Annotated in this window: 16 protein-coding genes; 13 read left to right on the top strand and 3 right to left on the bottom strand. The window is 62.6% G+C overall.

The features are described from left to right. The first annotated feature begins 91 nt into the window (after window positions 1-91). The 3 genes from R0J92_RS17145 to R0J92_RS17135 are packed head-to-tail and all read left to right on the top strand — an operon-like array spanning window position 92 to window position 3,049. Window positions 92-1,138 (top strand): pyridoxal-phosphate dependent enzyme, encoded by a 1,047-nt coding sequence (locus R0J92_RS17145; protein ID WP_411052510.1) that lies wholly within the window; start codon window positions 92-94, stop codon window positions 1,136-1,138. Then, window positions 1,131-2,294, top strand: coding sequence for a M24 family metallopeptidase (locus R0J92_RS17140; protein WP_411052509.1), 1,164 nt, complete (start codon window positions 1,131-1,133; stop codon window positions 2,292-2,294). The genes R0J92_RS17145 and R0J92_RS17140 overlap by 8 nt, the downstream gene beginning before the upstream one ends. Continuing rightward, on the top strand, window positions 2,294-3,049 hold the full coding sequence (locus R0J92_RS17135) for an Asp/Glu racemase (protein ID WP_411052508.1): 756 nt from the start codon (window positions 2,294-2,296) through the stop codon (window positions 3,047-3,049). Before R0J92_RS17140 ends, R0J92_RS17135 begins: the two co-directional genes overlap by 1 nt. Window positions 3,050-3,102: 53 nt before the next feature. On the opposite strand, the gene R0J92_RS17130 is transcribed toward R0J92_RS17135, so the two are convergent. From R0J92_RS17130 to R0J92_RS17120, 3 genes are all read right to left on the bottom strand, one after another. Continuing rightward, window positions 3,103-4,206 (bottom strand): M24 family metallopeptidase, encoded by a 1,104-nt coding sequence (locus R0J92_RS17130; RefSeq protein ID WP_411052507.1) that lies wholly within the window; start codon window positions 4,204-4,206, stop codon window positions 3,103-3,105. A 75-nt stretch (window positions 4,207-4,281) separates the two neighbouring features. Next, window positions 4,282-5,871, bottom strand: coding sequence for an ABC transporter substrate-binding protein (locus tag R0J92_RS17125; protein WP_106165327.1), 1,590 nt, complete (start codon window positions 5,869-5,871; stop codon window positions 4,282-4,284). Window positions 5,872-5,917: 46 nt separating this feature from the next. Further along, entirely contained in the window at window positions 5,918-6,532 is a 615-nt protein-coding gene (locus tag R0J92_RS17120) for an XRE family transcriptional regulator (RefSeq protein ID WP_317385067.1), read from the bottom strand. A gap of 232 nt (window positions 6,533-6,764) precedes the next feature. On the opposite strand from R0J92_RS17120, the gene R0J92_RS17115 reads away from it, so the two are divergent. The 10 genes from R0J92_RS17115 (at window position 6,765) to R0J92_RS17070 (ending at window position 15,650) form a co-directional block, all read left to right on the top strand. Next, window positions 6,765-7,823: an ABC transporter permease gene (locus tag R0J92_RS17115; protein ID WP_411052506.1), complete on the top strand. Its 1,059-nt coding sequence runs from the start codon at window positions 6,765-6,767 to the stop codon at window positions 7,821-7,823. A gap of 9 nt (window positions 7,824-7,832) precedes the next feature. Beyond that, window positions 7,833-8,738, top strand: coding sequence for an ABC transporter permease (locus R0J92_RS17110; RefSeq protein ID WP_065321210.1), 906 nt, complete (start codon window positions 7,833-7,835; stop codon window positions 8,736-8,738). Further along, a complete protein-coding gene (locus tag R0J92_RS17105) occupies window positions 8,735-9,592 on the top strand; it encodes an ABC transporter ATP-binding protein (RefSeq protein WP_065321211.1) in 858 nt (285 codons plus the stop codon). The genes R0J92_RS17110 and R0J92_RS17105 overlap by 4 nt, the downstream gene beginning before the upstream one ends. Then, window positions 9,589-10,338, top strand: coding sequence for an ABC transporter ATP-binding protein (locus tag R0J92_RS17100; RefSeq protein ID WP_317385063.1), 750 nt, complete (start codon window positions 9,589-9,591; stop codon window positions 10,336-10,338). The genes R0J92_RS17105 and R0J92_RS17100 overlap by 4 nt, the downstream gene beginning before the upstream one ends. Before the next feature lie 3 nt (window positions 10,339-10,341). Further along, on the top strand, window positions 10,342-10,830 hold the full coding sequence (locus R0J92_RS17095; protein WP_411052505.1) for a GAF domain-containing protein: 489 nt from the start codon (window positions 10,342-10,344) through the stop codon (window positions 10,828-10,830). A 540-nt stretch (window positions 10,831-11,370) separates the two neighbouring features. Further along, complete coding sequence (locus tag R0J92_RS17090; RefSeq protein ID WP_317385061.1) at window positions 11,371-11,679, top strand: OmpA family protein; 309 nt, start codon at window positions 11,371-11,373, stop codon at window positions 11,677-11,679. A 32-nt stretch (window positions 11,680-11,711) separates the two neighbouring features. After that, on the top strand, window positions 11,712-12,320 hold the full coding sequence (locus R0J92_RS17085) for a hypothetical protein (RefSeq protein ID WP_411052504.1): 609 nt from the start codon (window positions 11,712-11,714) through the stop codon (window positions 12,318-12,320). 21 nt (window positions 12,321-12,341) lie between these two features. After that, window positions 12,342-13,976: a hypothetical protein gene (locus R0J92_RS17080; RefSeq protein ID WP_411052503.1), complete on the top strand. Its 1,635-nt coding sequence runs from the start codon at window positions 12,342-12,344 to the stop codon at window positions 13,974-13,976. A 7-nt stretch (window positions 13,977-13,983) separates the two neighbouring features. Beyond that, complete coding sequence (locus R0J92_RS17075) at window positions 13,984-14,784, top strand: vWA domain-containing protein (protein WP_411052502.1); 801 nt, start codon at window positions 13,984-13,986, stop codon at window positions 14,782-14,784. Continuing rightward, complete coding sequence (locus R0J92_RS17070) at window positions 14,781-15,650, top strand: glycine betaine ABC transporter substrate-binding protein (protein ID WP_106165317.1); 870 nt, start codon at window positions 14,781-14,783, stop codon at window positions 15,648-15,650. Before R0J92_RS17075 ends, R0J92_RS17070 begins: the two co-directional genes overlap by 4 nt. Window positions 15,651-15,763 lie beyond the last annotated feature (113 nt).

The following is a 15,763-nucleotide window of genomic DNA, read 5'->3' as shown; positions in this document are numbered from 1 at the left end:
GAATATCGGCCCCATGGAGGCCGAGAATTCCGGGATACGCCACCACGGACGCGATAGACTGGCAAATATCACCAGTACAGGAGCCCGCATCATGACCGTCACCTTTGCCAATCCGCACCGCGGTCGGGGCCTCGATCTGGACGCGCCATTTCCCTGCAGCGATGCCTCCGGGGTGATGCAACTGCTGGGGCGGTGCCCAGCGCATGCCGAGACCGCGCTGCTGGATCTGCCGGAACTGGCCGCCCGTTGTGGCGTGGCGCAGGTCTACCTCAAGGACGAACGCAACCGCATGGGGCTGGGCAGTTTCAAGGCGCTCGGCGCCGCCCATGCCATTGCAAGGGCAGCGGCGGATCGTGTTGTGGACAGCGCCTGGCAGCAAGCGCTTGTCGGCCAGACCTACGTCACCGCCAGCGCCGGAAACCATGGCCTGTCGGTGGCAGCCGGGGCGGCGCTGTTCGGCGCGCGGACGGTGGTCTACCTGGCCGAGACCGTGCCCGAGAGCTTTGCCGCCCGACTGCGGGCCAAAGGCGCCGAGGTGGTGCGCGAGGGCCGCGACTACGAGGCCAGCATGGCAGGCGCCGAGATCGCGGCAGAGGTCAAAGGCTGGACGCTGCTGTCCGACAGCTCCTGGCCCGGCTATGTCGACCTGCCCTATCTGGTGATGGAGGGGTACCTACAACTGGCGCAGGAGGCCGCGACCCAAATCCCGCAGCCGCCGACCCATATCCTGCTGCAAGCCGGTGTCGGGGGGCTGGCCGCCGCCGTGGCCGCCCATGCCCGCCGGACCTGGGGCGATGCACCGCAGATCATCGTGGTGGAGCCCGAAGCCGCCCCAGCCCTGGTGGAGAGCATCCGCGCCGGTGCGGTGGTCGACACAGCCGGCCCCGTCTCTGCCATGGGGCGCTTGGATTGCAAGACACCCTCGATGATCGCGCTGCAAGGCCTCGCCCGCGACGCGGATCTGTTTGTCACCCTCACGGAGGAGGAGGCAGCAACCGCCGTCACCACGCTTGCGGACCATGGGCTGGCGACCACACCCTCCGGCGCCGCCGGGATTGCCGCCTTGCTGGCGGGCTTGGACCTGCCCCCTGAGGCCCGGGTGCTTGCCATCCTCAGCGAAGGGCCGGAAGATGCCTGACACCTCGCTGATCTTTCCCACGTCCGAATATCAGGCGCGGGTGCGGGCGCTACAGGATGCTATGGGGCATGCAGGTCACGATGCGCTGCTGCTGACCAGCCCTGCGGATGTGTTCTATGTCACCGGCTTCCTGACCCGGTTCTGGGAAAGTCCGGCCCGCCCGTGGTTCATGGTGGTGCCCGCGACGGGTGTCCCGGTTGCGGTCATCCCCGCCATTGGCGCCGAGCTGATGCAACGCACATGGATTACGCAGATCCGCACCTGGGAGGCGCCTGACCCTGTGGATGACGGTGTCAGCCTGCTGCGGGACACGCTGGCGACATTGGTGCCCGAACATGGCTCCGTCGGCCTGCCGATGGGGCTGGAGACACACCTGCGGATGCCGCTGACAGACTATGAGCGCCTGCGCGATGGCCTTGCGCCCCGCCGGTTTGCCGATGCCACCGAGGTCGTGCAGCGGGTCCGAGAGATCAAGTCGGAGGCCGAGGTCGAGAAGATCCGCAGCACCTGTGCCATCGCCGCGCGCGCCTTTGACCGGGTGCCGGAGAGCGCAGGGGCTGGCCGTCCGCTCGACGCCGTGTTTCGCGATTTTCAGGCTCTATTACTGGGCGAAGGGGCCGATTGGGTCAGTTATCTGGCAGGCGGCGCCGGTCCCGAGGGCTATGGCGATGTCATCTCGCCCGCGCCTGCGCGCGCCCTCACTCAGGGCGATGTGCTGATGCTCGACACCGGCGCAGTGCGCGAGGGGTACTTCTGCGATTTCGACCGCAACTATGCTATCGGACCGGCCTCGGATCTGGCGCGTCGCACCCATGCCGCGCTCTGGTCCGCCACCGAGGATTGCCTGCAGGCGTTGCGCCCCGGCATGTCGGCGCGGGACGCACATCATATCCTGACCGAAGCCCTTGTGCGCCACGGCGCCACGCCCGGTGGCGGTCGGTTGGGCCATGGGTTGGGGCTGACCCTGACCGAATGGCCCTCCTTCACACCGAAGGACAACACGCCGCTGCGCGCGGGCATGGTGCTGACGCTGGAACCCGGAGCGATCCTGCGCCCGGGCTGCATCATGGTGCATGAGGAAAACATCGTCCTGCGCGAGAGTGGCGCTGAACTGCTGTCGCCCCGCGCCCCTGCCGAGCTGCCGGAGATCACCTGATGGTACATTTTCCATATGAGATCGCGGAAGACACCCGCCCCCGCCTCGGACTGATCACTCTGCAGGTGGATGAGACCATCGAAGAGGATTTTCGTCGCATGATCCCGCAGGATAAGGCACGGCTGCATGTCACCCGCGTGCCCTCAGGCGCCGAACTAACGCCGGACACGATCGCCGCAATGGCGGGTGACCTACCGCAGGCCGCAGCGCTACTGCCACCCGCCGCGCGGTTTTCCGTGGTTGCCTATGGCTGCACCTCCGGTACCACGCTGATCGGCGCGGCTCGGGTGCAGGCACTGGTCGCCGCCAGCGTCACCACAGAGGCGGTCACCAATCCGCTGACCGCCGCGTTGACCGCCATCCGCGCGCTTGGCCTGTCGCGCGTCGGGATCGTATCGCCCTATATCCCGTCGGTCGCCGCCCCGATCCGCGCGGCCTTCGAGACTGCGGGGATCGCGGTGCCGGACATGATCGGGTTTGGCGAGGAGATCGAGGCCCGTGTGGCCCGCATCGCGCCCGCATCGGTTTGCGCAGCCGCCACCGCGCTTGCGTCACAAGCTCCGCTGGATGCAGTTTTCCTCTCCTGCACCAATTTGCGAACGCTTGAGGTGATCCCAACACTCGAAGAACAGTTGGGCCTGCCGGTGCTGAGTTCCAATCAAGTCCTCGGCTGGCATATGGCAGGCCTCGCGGGCCTTGCGGTGGCGGATCTGGCTGTGCCGGGCGTTCTGGGCAAAAAAGCGGCGCAGCATTAAGCTGCGCCGCCCGTTCATTCGCACTCTCCACCGGACGTGAAGGTAATTAGCCCTTAGACACGCACCATATCGCGGGGCATTTCGGAAAAGATCTCCGCGCCGTCTTCGCGCAGGATGACGATCTCCTCCAAACGGATGCCGAACTTACCCTCAAGGTAGATGCCCGGCTCGATCGAGAACACATTGCCCTCGGCCAGCACAACCTCGGAATTGGCGGCGATATAGGGCGGTTCGTGAATGTCGATACCGAGACCATGGCCGGTGCGATGCAGGAAACGATCTCCATAGCCCGCAGCCGTGATCACATCGCGGGCGGCCTTGTCGATATCGCTTGCCACAACACCGGGCTTGGCCACCGCGAGTGCGGCCTGAACGGCCTTCTCGACAACGGCAAAAACCTCCTCGTATCTTTCTTCAGGCGTACCAAAGTAGCCGCAGCGGGTCATGTCGGACGGGTAGCCATCCAGACGGCAGCCGGTATCAATCAGCACGGCGGAGTTGCGGGTCAGCGGGGTGTCACCGGGTGTGTGGTGCGGGAAAGCACCGGATGCGCCGAAACAGATCGAACAGAACTCCAATGTTGCACCGGCAGCGGCATACTCGGATTTGATCAGCTCGACGATTTCACGCTCGGTCACACCTTCACGCAGCGCCGCAAAGGCAGCCTTGACCGCCTTGTCGTTGGTCAAATGCGCGGCTTTGATCGCGTGGTATTCGCTGTCGTCCTTGGAGGCCCGCAACAGGCTCACGGTGTCATCGGCAAAACGACGACGCGGGTTGTCCAGTGCGTCCAACAGGCGCAGAGAGAAATCGGTGCGCATGGTCTCATCCAGAACCACCGACAGGTTCGGGCGCGTCGCACCGCAGGCCTCAAGCAGTGCGGCCAGGGCCGCGTCCGGGCCATCGTCATCCCGCCATGGATGGAACGGCAGGTCGGTATCTTTGCGCGCGGCGGCGGCATTCAGCGCCGGCATCAAAAAGCCCGCATAAGACTGGCTCACCAAGAGCATCACCGGGCGTTCATCGCCATGAGGATGCACACCAGACAGCCACGCCATATGGCTGGACGGACCAAGGGCAACAAGATCGGTGCCTGTCAGCTCCATACGGGCACGCAGAGCAGCGAGGCGGGCGGCGGTCAGCGGGAATTCGGTCATCAAGGGCTCCGGGGAATGAGGGGGGAGATATGGAATTCGGGCCGCCGGTGACACGGCAGCCCGAAAAGGTTCAGATTATTCTTTTTCCACCAGACGGTAGAAAACGAAGTCAGAGGTTGCGCCGTTCACGTAGCCGGACACCCCTTCGTTCATGGCAACCTGATAGGCCGCCTGGAACATGATCACGATGGGAGACTCTGCCTGCACGTCTTTTTGCAGCTCGCGGTACATGTCGAGACGGGCATCCGCGTCGCTTTCCGACAGCGCTGCCATGGTCCGCTTGTTCATCTCTTCCGGCACGGCCCATGCATTGCGCCATGTGGTGGTCGCTGCATAATTGTCGTCAGAGTTGTCGGAGTTATAGGCAAAGGCCTTGGCGTTGGAATGCGGATCCATGAAGTCCGGGCCCCAATACAGCAGCATCGCCTCATGGCTGCGCTCACGGTATTTGGTGATCACCTGGCTGCCGGTGCCCGGCAGGATCTCAAAGTTGATGCCCGCATCGGCAAAGCTCGCTTGCAGCGACTGCGCCATATCGGTGAAGGGCGCGGCGTTGATCACATCCAGCGACACTGTGATCGGGGTCTCGATACCGGCCTCGGACAGGATGCTCTTGGCCTTTTCCGGGTCATAAGAGAACGGGGTCTCATCATAAGAACCGGGGAAGCCTTTGGGCCAAAACGCCTGATGCACGTCCATCTGACCTTTGATGATCGTGTCGGTCATACCTTTGTAGTCGACCAGATAGCGTGCCGCTTCCCAAACAGCGGGGGGCGTCAGGCTCTCGGTTTTCTGGTTGAACGACAGGAAGTGGACAGCCGCCTGCGGGAAGGTGTCGACCTTGATCTCGCCACTGTCGAGCGAGGCCACCTGATCCGGCGTCATGTTGCGGGCCAGATCCACGTCGCCTTGCTCCAGCAACAGCTGCTGAGTGGCGCTCTCGGCCACATGGCGGATGATCACGCTGTCGATCTTCGGCGCGCCGTTGAAATAGGTCGGGTTCGCCTGCATGCGCACCATCTGACCGGCCGCATAGCGCTGCAGCGTGAAGGGACCGGAACCGGCTGCATTGGCGTTGAGCCACGCATTGCCCATGTCGCCGTCAACTTCGTTCTCCTGCACCAGCTTGCTGTCAACGATGGATGCGGGACGCGCGGCCAAGACGTTCAACACAAACGCCGGGGAGAAGTCGCCCGCGTATTTCACGGTCACCGTGTTGCCGTCACCAGTGACCATTTCACCGATGTTGTCCGCGTTCCAGCCCAGCTGGGTCAGGATGAACGCCGGGGTCAGGTTCAGCTTGATGACGCGGGAGAAGGAATAGACCACATCCTCTGCGGTCACAGGGTTGCCAGAGGCAAAACTCGCACCATCCCGCAGGGTGAAGGTGATGGTCTTTGCGTCAGGGTCGGTGACCCACTCCGAGGCCAGACCTGCCGCCAGAACGGTGGTGTCTTCGGCATCGTACTGAACCAGACGGTCATAGAGGTTGGTGACCAGCTCGCCAGAGGTGAACTCATAGGCCTGTGCCGGATCGATGGCGACGATATCGTCGATGTTTTGTGCCACGACGAGCACGCCCTCGGGCGTCTCGGCCAGCACAGCCGGCGCGGCAAGCGGCAAAAGCAGCGCGCTGGCCAGCAGTGTTGTCTTCAGGTGTTTCACGGGAGGTCTCCTTGTTGGATTGAACTTCTAATCTGTCTGTCGCGGTTTACGCGTTCTGCTTGTGGGACAGTTCCGGTAGCTCGATGGCGCCTTTGCGATTGAGAACTGTCAGCGTCCCGGTCCAGAGGATGCGGGCCGTGCGGTCGGTCGGGTTGGTCCATGCGTGCGGGGTGTTGCCGCTGTAGTGCAGGCTGTCGCCCGAGGTCATGGCAAAGGTCTGGCCGTCCAATGTCTGCTGGATCTCGCCCTCAAGGACAAAGATGATCTCTTCGCCCTCATGGCTCACGGTTTCCGAGACATAGGCGGGCGGTATATGCAGGATATAGGACGACATCTCAGAGCCGGGAAAATCTGCGCCCAGCGCCTCGTAGCGCAGCGAGGAATCATCCAGCGCAAAGAGCGGGCGGGTGCCGGCGCGGGTCAGGCCGTCAGAGGGCTTGGACGCCGAAATGAAATAGTCCAGCCCCACGTTAAGCGCCGCTGAGATCTGCGCCAGCGTGCCGAGCGACGGCGTTGCATTGTCGCGTTCCACCTGACTGAGATATCCGACCGAGACGCCGGATTTGTCACACAGCGCCTGCAAGGTCAGCTTCAGTTGCTTGCGGCGTTTGCGGATCGCTGGGCCGACACTGGGCTCTTGTAGTGTTTTTTCACGCGGCATTTTTGCTCTTCACACTTTGGGGTGGACCTGCGCCTGAAGCACCAGACCGGGTCACATTCCTGGATGTTCTCTCCATCAGGTTACAAAAAAAATTTTTGTCAGGCAAAAAAATTTTTGCACATTTCGAAAATTGTTTTATGCCTGATGCACCAACCACCGCGTCCGGGACCTGCCCGACGCAGAGTTTTCACGATGCCAGATCTCCCGCGCGCCGGGGGTTTTGGGAGGAGAAATGGGGACCAGACCCTTGAATACAGCCGCGCCTTCGCACGCTGCGCTGAGGAAAACCGCCGGGGCAATCGGTGGGTTTATCATCGTCACGCTCCTGACCTTTGTCGGGTTGATGGCGATCACCTTCTTCATCGGCCGCGTGATTCCGATCGACCCGGTTCTGTCCGTGGTCGGCGACCGTGCCACTCAGGAACAATATGATGCGGTCCGCATTGCCATGGGCCTCGACCGACCGCTGATCGCACAGTTCATCACCTACGTCGGCGATGTCTTTCAGGGTGATCTGGGCCATTCGGTGTCCACCAACCGCCCCGTCGCCGAAGACCTGGCGCGCGTCTTCCCGGCTACGCTGGAGATGGCGACCCTTGGCATTATCATCGGCGTCGGAATGGGGGTTCCACTGGGTGTCTGGGCCGCAGCAAGGCAGGGCACATGGGTGGATCAGCTGATCCGCGTCTTTGCGCTGCTTGGCTATTCGGTTCCCGCCTTCTGGCTCGGTCTTGTGGGTCTGGTCGTGTTCTACGCAGGCCTTGGCTGGGTCGGCGGTCCCGGGCGTGTCGATATCTTCTATGAAGGTTTGGTAGAGCCACGCACTGGCCTGCTGCTGGTCGATTCCCTGATCGCCGGCGACTTCGACGTGTTCTGGAGCGCGCTGGATCACCTGATCCTGCCTGCCACCATCCTTGGCTTCTTCTCGCTGGCCTATATCGCGCGGATGACCCGCAGCTTCATGCTGGATCAGCTCGGCCAAGAATATATCACCACCGCCCGTGTCAAAGGCGTGTCGGAATGGCGGGTGATCTGGACCCACGGCTTCCGCCCGATCCGAGTGCCTCTGATCACCGTGATCGGCCTCTCCTATGCCGCTTTGCTGGAAGGCTCGGTGATGATCGAGACGGTCTTTAGCTGGCCCGGTATCGGCAACTATCTGACCGTGGCGCTGCTCAATGCCGACATGAACGCCGTCCTTGGCGCCACATTGGTGATCGGGTCGGTCTTCATTCTCATCAACAAGCTGTCGGATGTGCTGTACCGCATTCTCGACCCGCGCAGCCGATAGGAGGGTACCATGACAACGATGACAAACTGGCTGCTCGACGACTCCCCCAGCTCCCGCCTGCAGGCCTCCTTGGGTCACAGCTACCGTGTTACACGGATGCTGATGCGCAATCCGCTGGCGGTTGTGGGCGCACTGATCCTCTTGATCCTGATCCTTGCGGCCATCTTTGCGCCGTGGATCGCGCCGCATAGTCCGCTGGGACAAAACCTCGGTCAACGCCTGCTGCCGCCTTCCGCCGCGCACTGGATGGGCACCGATGAACTGGGTCGTGATATTTTCAGCCGGGTGATCTACGGCGCGCGCATAACACTGCTGATCGTCGCAATGGTGGCGGTGATCTCCGCCCCACTTGGCCTGTTGATCGGCGCCATTTCCGGGTACTTTGGCGGTTGGGTGGACAAGGCGATGATGGGCGTGACGGATGTGTTCCTGTCGATGCCAAAGCTGATCCTGGCGCTGGCTTTTGTCGCCGCGCTTGGACCGGGGATCGAAAACGCAATCATCGCCATCGCCATCACGTCCTGGCCAGCCTATGCGCGGATCGCACGCGCCGAGACGCTGACCTTCCGCAACTCGGAATTCATCTCGGCCATGCGCCTGCTTGGCGCCTCGCATACACGGATCATCACCGGCCATGTTCTGCCACTGTGTACCTCGTCGATGATCGTGCGGGTTACGCTGGATATGGCAGGCATCATCCTGACCGCCGCTGGTCTGGGCTTCCTCGGCCTTGGCGCACAGCCGCCGCTGCCGGAATGGGGCGCGATGATCTCGCGCGGGCGGGCCTTTATCCTCGATCAGTGGTGGGTCGCCACCATGCCCGGCTTTGCCATCATCATCGTCTCGCTTGGCTTCTGTTTCCTGGGCGACGGTCTGCGTGACGTGCTGGACCCCAAACAGGGAGGCAAATCATGAGCCATTCCCACCAATCAGAACAGGCTCCTCTCTTGGAACTGGAAAACCTGCGCGTCAGCTTTCCCACGCCACAAGGGCGCGTCGAGGTGGTCAAGGGCCTGTCCTTCACCCTGGGTCGCGAACGTCTGGGCATCGTCGGCGAAAGCGGGTCGGGCAAATCGATGACCGGCCGCGCGATCCTGCGACTGGTACGCAGCCCGGGCCGTCAGCAAGCCGACAGGATGGTGTTTGACGGGATCGACCTGGCAGGGCTGTCGGAACGCAAGATGCGCGACCTGCGCGGCGCGCGGATCTCGATGATCATGCAAGACCCGAAGTTCTCACTCAATCCGGTGATGACCATCGGCGCGCAGATCGCTGAGGCGCTCAAGACCCACGAGACCCTTGCCCGCAGCGAGGTCAAATCCCGCGTGCTGGAGATGCTGCATTCCGTGCGCATCAACGATCCCGAACGGGTGGTGAACCTTTACCCGCATGAGGTTTCGGGCGGTATGGGCCAGCGCATCATGATCGCCATGATGCTGATCCCGCGCCCGGATCTGCTGATCGCGGATGAGCCGACCTCGGCGCTGGATGTCTCGGTGCAGGCGCAGGTCCTAGACCTCATCGACGAGCTGGTGCGCGACAAGGGCATGGGGCTGATCCTGATCTCGCACGACCTCAATCTTGTGGCGCGCTACTGCGACCGCATCCTCGTGATGCATGCAGGCGAAGTGGTCGAAAGCTGCGCGGCAGAGGACCTGCACAAGGCCACGCACCCCTATACCCAAGGCCTGCTGGCGGCGGTGCCACGGATGGAAGAAACGCGCGAGGAACTCCCCGTCCTCGACCGCAGCGCATGGAGCGGCACATGAGCGCGATCATTTTGAAAGATCTCGACATTTCCTATGGCCACACAAAGGTGGTTGAGGGCGTGAACATTGAGGTCGCCGAAGGCGAGAGCTTTGCTCTGGTCGGCGAAAGCGGATCGGGGAAATCCACGATCCTCAAGGCCATCGCAGGCCTTGCACCGGATTGGAGCGGCGAGATTTCGGTACTGGGACAGCCCCGCGGACGCACTGTCGATCAGGGCTTTGCCACCCGTTGCCAGATGGTGTTTCAAGACCCTTATGGATCGCTGCATCCACGCAAATCCGTGGACACGGTGCTGAGCGAGCCGCTGAAGATCCACGGGCTTGGCAATCGCGATGCCCGCGTGATTGAGATGCTCGCTGCCGTGGGCCTCGATCAGCGGTTTCGGTTTCGCTATCCGCACCAACTTTCGGGCGGGCAGCGCCAGCGGGTCGCCATTGCGCGCGCCCTGATGTTGGAGCCCAAGGTGATGCTGTTGGATGAACCCACATCGGCGCTGGATGTCTCAGTACAGGCGGAAATTCTGAACCTACTGAAGAAGCTGCGCCGCGAGCAGGGACTGACCTATCTGATGGTCACGCACAACCTGCCTGTCGTGAGCTTCATGTGCGACCGCATGGCCGTGATGAACAAGGGCCGCATCGTCGAGATTGCGCCCGCAACGGCGCTGCACGATGGCAGCTTCACCGACCCTTACACCCAATCCCTTTACGCCGCATCGGGCGGCAATCCAGACCGCAAGGACTAAGACATGACGGATACAAACACGGCGCGCCAGGATTTTGAAAAAGCGCTGTCAGAGGCCACCACCGACGAGCAGGCCTATGACGCGCTTTGCGCGCTGACCAAGGCCACAGTGGGCGCAAAGCTGTTCACTGTAATGACCGCGGATATGGACGCCATGCTCGCCCGTCGCGTTTACACGGATGATGCGGAAAACTACCCCACAACGGGCACCAAGGAAATCGAGATGAACCGCTGGTTCGAGCAGGTTCATGGCCGTCACGAAACCTTTGTCTCCAACACGCTGGCCGATATCGACACCGTGTTCCCAGACGCGGAGCTGATCGGCAAACTCGGCTGTGGGTCGGTGATCAACTTGCCGGTGATCCTTGGGGGCAAGATGGTCGCCACGGTCAATTTCCTGCACGAAGAAGGCTACTACACCCCCGAGCGCGTCGCACAGGCGCATGACGTCCTGACACTGCCGTCCATGGCGGCCCTGTCGATCACAAAGTGATCCCTTGAACGGATGAGGTGGCGTGATTTTTACGCGCCACCTCTCCTTTCGGCGGAATTGTTCCCTCGGAACGCGCTCTACCGAAGAGCAGACACCTCCCCACCCTATCACATCCGTCCAGACGCGAATGATCTGCGCACTCTTGCTCAGGCTTATCCCTTTGTGGTTGAACGTCTCTGTGAACCAATCAGCCTCATAACCTCGGTCGCCATGCAGCCAGTCGAGATTCGACAGGCCGATCAGCCGCGCCCGCGCTGCGTTATTGGACGCGAGAGACTTTGACGGTTGACAGAGCCTTTGCGAAACATGCCTTCTTCGGTCGCGGAGAAGTTGCATATTGATTGCAGGAGAAACCAAGTTATGCGCCTCGACAACCGATCAATCCGACGACGGAAGGGGGTCGGATTGGGTCTGCTTATGCTCGTCACAGTGTTTATTGCGCTCAGCGCGGCCGGGCTTGTCTGGCCCCGCGCAGATGGACCAGAGGTTGTTGTCGTCGATTTCGACGTAGGCGCGCGGCCGGCCGCTGGATCTGACGCCATGATCGCGGTCGCTATCAATTCGCTTCTGGATCACCCGACCACAGTTGCCTTGATCACCGGTCACACTGGCGCGGACGGCGATGCACAGGCCAACCTTGCCCTGTCACGTAGCCGGGCTGATGTGGTCGCCACGGCCCTCGCCGATGCCGGGGTGCCGGCAGACCGGATCATCAGCCGGGGCGCGGGCGGCGCTGCCCCTCCCGATCCGCGCGAAGGCGAGAGCGCGGCCTCACTGTCCAAGCGGACACGCCGGGCCGAAGTGCGCATTGTAGAGCGGCGCCTCCTTGGGGCACTGGGTGACGGATGATCGCGGCGGCACTCCATATCATTCCGGGCATCTTGGGCGCACTGACGGCCCTCTCCATCTATCTGCAGTTTAACCTCGCCAGCTGGCCACGAGAGGCCGAAGCCGCCTGCGCAATCGCGGCGGGCTGGCTGACCTTCGCCGTGGTGAACTGGGCCGTAGAGCAGATCCTGCGCCCAGAATCGCAGGCCGAGAACATGTTGGCGGACGCCGGAGTGGACAATGACTACAGCGCACTGCGCGCCGCGCAGTCCGTGCAGGAGGCACAGGCACGGTTCGCACGCATGCAGGTGGCAGGGGCCCGACGCCGCGAAGCCCTGAAGACCGCTTTGAGCGACTGCGAAGCGCGGTTCGAGGCGCTTTTTGCCGATATGCTTTCCTCGGTGGAGACCGCCCGCCGCGCCGATACCCTGCTGCGCCGCACCCTGCCCCGTGTCGAATCCGCCTTCATCGACTATTGTGCCTTCGCAGACAGGGGAGATGGGCTGGTGGACTCCGCTGATACCCGCGCGCGCCTGATTGCCGCCCTGCAGGATGCATCGGACGCAGCTCTGCGCGCACAGAAGTCCATTATCCAGACCTCGGCAGAGGAGGCGGAAGTCTCCCTACAGGTGCTGGAAAGCACACTGACACATTCACGCTGACGCGACTTAAAGGACGCTTTTATGAGACCTATTTTATTCATTGTTCCGGCCTTGGCGTCGCTTCTGGCGACAGCAGCGGTTGCACAGGATCTGGCGGTGCGCGATTGCCGCGCAGACAGTGCCAGCATCCTGCCCATGGTTCCGGCCGGGCATGACGCGATCACCGCACATGCCACGGACGATCTGCTTGGGCCCAGCATTTTTCAACGCCACTCCACCACCCGCGATGGCGTCGACTTCACGATCGAGACTCGCCGCTTCGATAATTATGACGCGCAGCTGCCCGCCTACCTCGGCTGCGAGACGCCGTATATGCGTGTCACCCATGCGCAGATGACGCTTCTGGCCGAACAAACCGAGGCGCAGGACAAGACGCGCATGGTGCCGGTGTTCTTCTACGGCTGGTCGAACGGCGCAGACGCGCTGGTCGCGCGCGATTTTGACGCGCTGAGCGATCTGTCCGGACGCGCCGTGGCGACGACGCCCGCCCGTCTGGATTTTGCGCTGCAACTGGCACTGGATGCGGAGACCATGCCCGACATCCGGTTGGTCGATACCCCCGCCGAGAGCTTTGCGCAGGACGCAGGGTTGCCCTTTGCCATCATGTCAACGCCGCGCGCCGAAGTACTGACCGCTGGCGGCGTCGGCACCGGGGCCGAAGGCTCCGTCGCCGGGGCACAACAATTGGTCACAACCACCTCGGCCAACCGGGTGATCGGCGATTTGCTGGTCGTACGCGCCGATTATCTTGAACAGAACAGTGACAAGGTCCGGGCCACCGTTCGGGCCCTTCTGAAGGCCGAAGAACTGTTCCGCGAGGACGCAAAAAAACAAGTGGTCGATTTTCAACGCGCCGCGGAAATGGTGCTGGGCGACGCCGCCCTTGAGGACGAGATGCAGACCCTTTGGCGCGGTGTCGAAACCGTCGGCCTGAACGGTCAGGTCGACTGGTCCACAGCCTCTGCGCCGCGTTCGTTCCGGTCGGTGGTCAACTCCGGCCAGACCGCCATGGTCAAGGCTGGCCTCATTCCCAGCGCGGTCGCGTTGACTGATCCGCCGCTGGATTACGCGACCCTTGGCGACAACATCTGGGATAAACGCCGCGTCAAGGCCTCTGGTTTCGACCAGGATGCCGCCACCGCCGCGATCAAGGCCATGAGCAATGATGACATCGCGGAATCCACCATCGCTGCCGTCACGATCCTGTTCGAGCCCAACCAGGCTCAATTCCCCATCGAGGACTATCGCACCGCTTTCGAGGAAGCCCTCGATAAATCGCAGATCTACGCCGGTGCCATTCTGAGCATCGAAGCGCATTCCTCCTACCTTGGCTACCTCAAGGGGGTGCTGAAACAGGACTGGCCGCCGACCCGGCAAAAGCGCGAGCTGGCCTCGTTGCGCAACACGTCCACGGCGCGCGCGCTCGCAGTGCGCGATGCGCTGGTCGAGACCGCCGCGACGCTGGGCTATGACATCGACAACAGCCAAATCACAATCAACGGCCGCGGCATCGAAGATCCACTCGGCGGGTTCTGCAACGATCTGCCCTGTCCGCCCAAGACCGAGGAAGAATGGCAGAACTCTCGCCGGGTCGTGTTCCGGGTGATTGGCATGGAATCCGAGGCGGAGGTCTTTACCCCGCTGAACGAGTGGTGAGGCAGCCATGACCTTACACTCCAGAAACCTGATCCGCATATCGATCAGCCTTGCCGCCTGTCTTGTGCTGTCTGCCTGTTTCGAAGAGGAAGAGGCACCCGCAGATGTGGCACCCATTTCAGTTGCCGCGCTCGGCAACGCCGTATGGCCCGCGAACGGAACGCGTGACGGCGACATCACGCCCGGCACGGCCACCGATCCCTTTGCGCAGAACAATATGATTGTGCTGGACATGTCCGGCTCGATGGCAAGTAAGGACTGCGCCGGAGATTACTTCAGCCGCGCCGATGCCGCCAAGGCGGCATTGCTGAGCTGGATCGCCGCCAATCCCGGCGACAACGTCGGCCTGGTGAGTTTCAGCGCCGAAGGCACCCAACTCGACTTTTCGCTCGGGCGCGGGGAGGAACACGCCCGCCAGGTTGTTGACCGGATCAAATCCCTGGGCGCTGACGGCGGCACGCCGCTGCTCAGCGCGATGCAGATCGCCCGCGAGGAGCTGGAGAACCAGGCCGTTCGACAAGGTGGAACCGGCGCCTACCGCCTGATCGTCATCACCGATGGGCAGGCCTCCAGCGGCGAAAGCCCTGCCCCGGTTGTCGGTGCCGTCTTCGACAATCCCGCCAACATGATCGAGATTCACACCATCGGCTTTTGCATCGAGGGCGGACATAGCCTGAAAGATCCCACCCGCGTCTTTTATACCGACGCAAATTCCCCGGACGACCTGCGCGCTGGACTTGACGCGACCAGTGGCGAGGCCAGCGATTTCGATCCGGCGGACATCAATTTCGAGGAACTGGAACCATGATCCGCACATCCCTCTCGCGCCGGAGCATGCTGGCTGCCCTTGCCAGCCTCTCCGCAACACCTCTCGCGGCGCAATCGCTGGGCCGCCCGGATGTCGTCATCGGGTGGACGCCCTGGTCTGACGCCGAAGTGGTGACCAAGCTTGTTGCCCGCGTGCTGCACGACATGATGGACCGTGATGTCGAGCTGACGCTGGCCGACATCGAGGCCCAGTTCCGCACCCTCTCGCGCGGCGAGATTGACGTCATGCTGATGTCTTGGGAACCCGGATTGCACGCCGCCTATTTGCGCCGCTACGGCGACACGCTCGTGGACCTCGGCCCGCTTTACGAGGGCACCATCGGTCTTGCGGTGCCCGAATGGGTACCCGCCGACCTGATCTCCTCGATCGAGGATCTGCGCCGCCCCGAGGTGCAGGAGGCCCTTGGCGGGCGCATCGTGGGCATTGATCCCGGCGCCGGGTTGATGGCCACCACGCGTGACGCGATCCAGCAATACGGGCTGACGAACTACACGCTTGAAGAAGGCACAGGGCCGAAGATGGTCCGCGAAATCGCGCTGGCGCAGCGGCGCGACGCGCCCGTCGTTGTCACCGCCTGGCGTCCACATATGAAGTTCGCTCTCTATGGAATGCGCTATCTTGACGATCCCAAAGGGCTCTACTCCGGGGCCTCGACGATTCACGCACGCGCAAACACCGGGTTCCCCGAGCGCGCCCCTGATATCGCGGACATGATCGGCAGGATCGCACTGGAAATCACCGATATCGAAGAGATAATGGTCAACGCGCGAGAGCAAGGGATCGACAAGGCGGTCCAGTCGTGGATCGAAGCCAACACGGCCAAGGTCGCAGACTGGCAACGCTGAGAGTGTCTGGTGCTAATCTCTGATCAGCGCAGCGCGGCGATGGGCGGCGGGCTGACAAAGACACCTGTCGCCACCGTTATCGCAGCGCAGACCTGACCGCACAAACAAGACCG

It is taken from the genome of Tritonibacter sp. SIMBA_163, from assembly GCF_046535935.1.
Lineage (GTDB): Bacteria > Pseudomonadota > Alphaproteobacteria > Rhodobacterales > Rhodobacteraceae > Epibacterium > Epibacterium scottomollicae.
Note: the sequence above shows the minus strand (reverse complement) of the source record. Positions and strands in the feature narration are given on the sequence as shown.

Excerpts from the sequence above, each read along its gene's own strand:
- R0J92_RS17105 (WP_065321211.1), top strand. The coding sequence starts at position 8,735 with ATGAGCCATTCCCACCAATCAGAACAGGCTCCTCTCTTGGAACTGGAA.
- R0J92_RS17130 (WP_411052507.1), bottom strand. The coding sequence starts at position 4,206 with ATGACCGAATTCCCGCTGACCGCCGCCCGCCTCGCTGCTCTGCGTGCC.
- R0J92_RS17145 (WP_411052510.1), top strand. The coding sequence starts at position 92 with ATGACCGTCACCTTTGCCAATCCGCACCGCGGTCGGGGCCTCGATCTG.
- R0J92_RS17075 (WP_411052502.1), top strand. The coding sequence starts at position 13,984 with ATGACCTTACACTCCAGAAACCTGATCCGCATATCGATCAGCCTTGCC.
- R0J92_RS17115 (WP_411052506.1), top strand. The coding sequence starts at position 6,765 with ATGGGGACCAGACCCTTGAATACAGCCGCGCCTTCGCACGCTGCGCTG.
- R0J92_RS17110 (WP_065321210.1), top strand. The coding sequence starts at position 7,833 with ATGACAACGATGACAAACTGGCTGCTCGACGACTCCCCCAGCTCCCGC.
- R0J92_RS17100 (WP_317385063.1), top strand. The coding sequence starts at position 9,589 with ATGAGCGCGATCATTTTGAAAGATCTCGACATTTCCTATGGCCACACA.
- R0J92_RS17080 (WP_411052503.1), top strand. The coding sequence starts at position 12,342 with ATGAGACCTATTTTATTCATTGTTCCGGCCTTGGCGTCGCTTCTGGCG.
- R0J92_RS17070 (WP_106165317.1), top strand. The coding sequence starts at position 14,781 with ATGATCCGCACATCCCTCTCGCGCCGGAGCATGCTGGCTGCCCTTGCC.
- R0J92_RS17135 (WP_411052508.1), top strand. The coding sequence starts at position 2,294 with ATGGTACATTTTCCATATGAGATCGCGGAAGACACCCGCCCCCGCCTC.
- R0J92_RS17140 (WP_411052509.1), top strand. The coding sequence starts at position 1,131 with ATGCCTGACACCTCGCTGATCTTTCCCACGTCCGAATATCAGGCGCGG.
- R0J92_RS17095 (WP_411052505.1), top strand. The coding sequence starts at position 10,342 with ATGACGGATACAAACACGGCGCGCCAGGATTTTGAAAAAGCGCTGTCA.
- R0J92_RS17090 (WP_317385061.1), top strand. The coding sequence starts at position 11,371 with ATGATCGCGGTCGCTATCAATTCGCTTCTGGATCACCCGACCACAGTT.
- R0J92_RS17120 (WP_317385067.1), bottom strand. The coding sequence starts at position 6,532 with ATGCCGCGTGAAAAAACACTACAAGAGCCCAGTGTCGGCCCAGCGATC.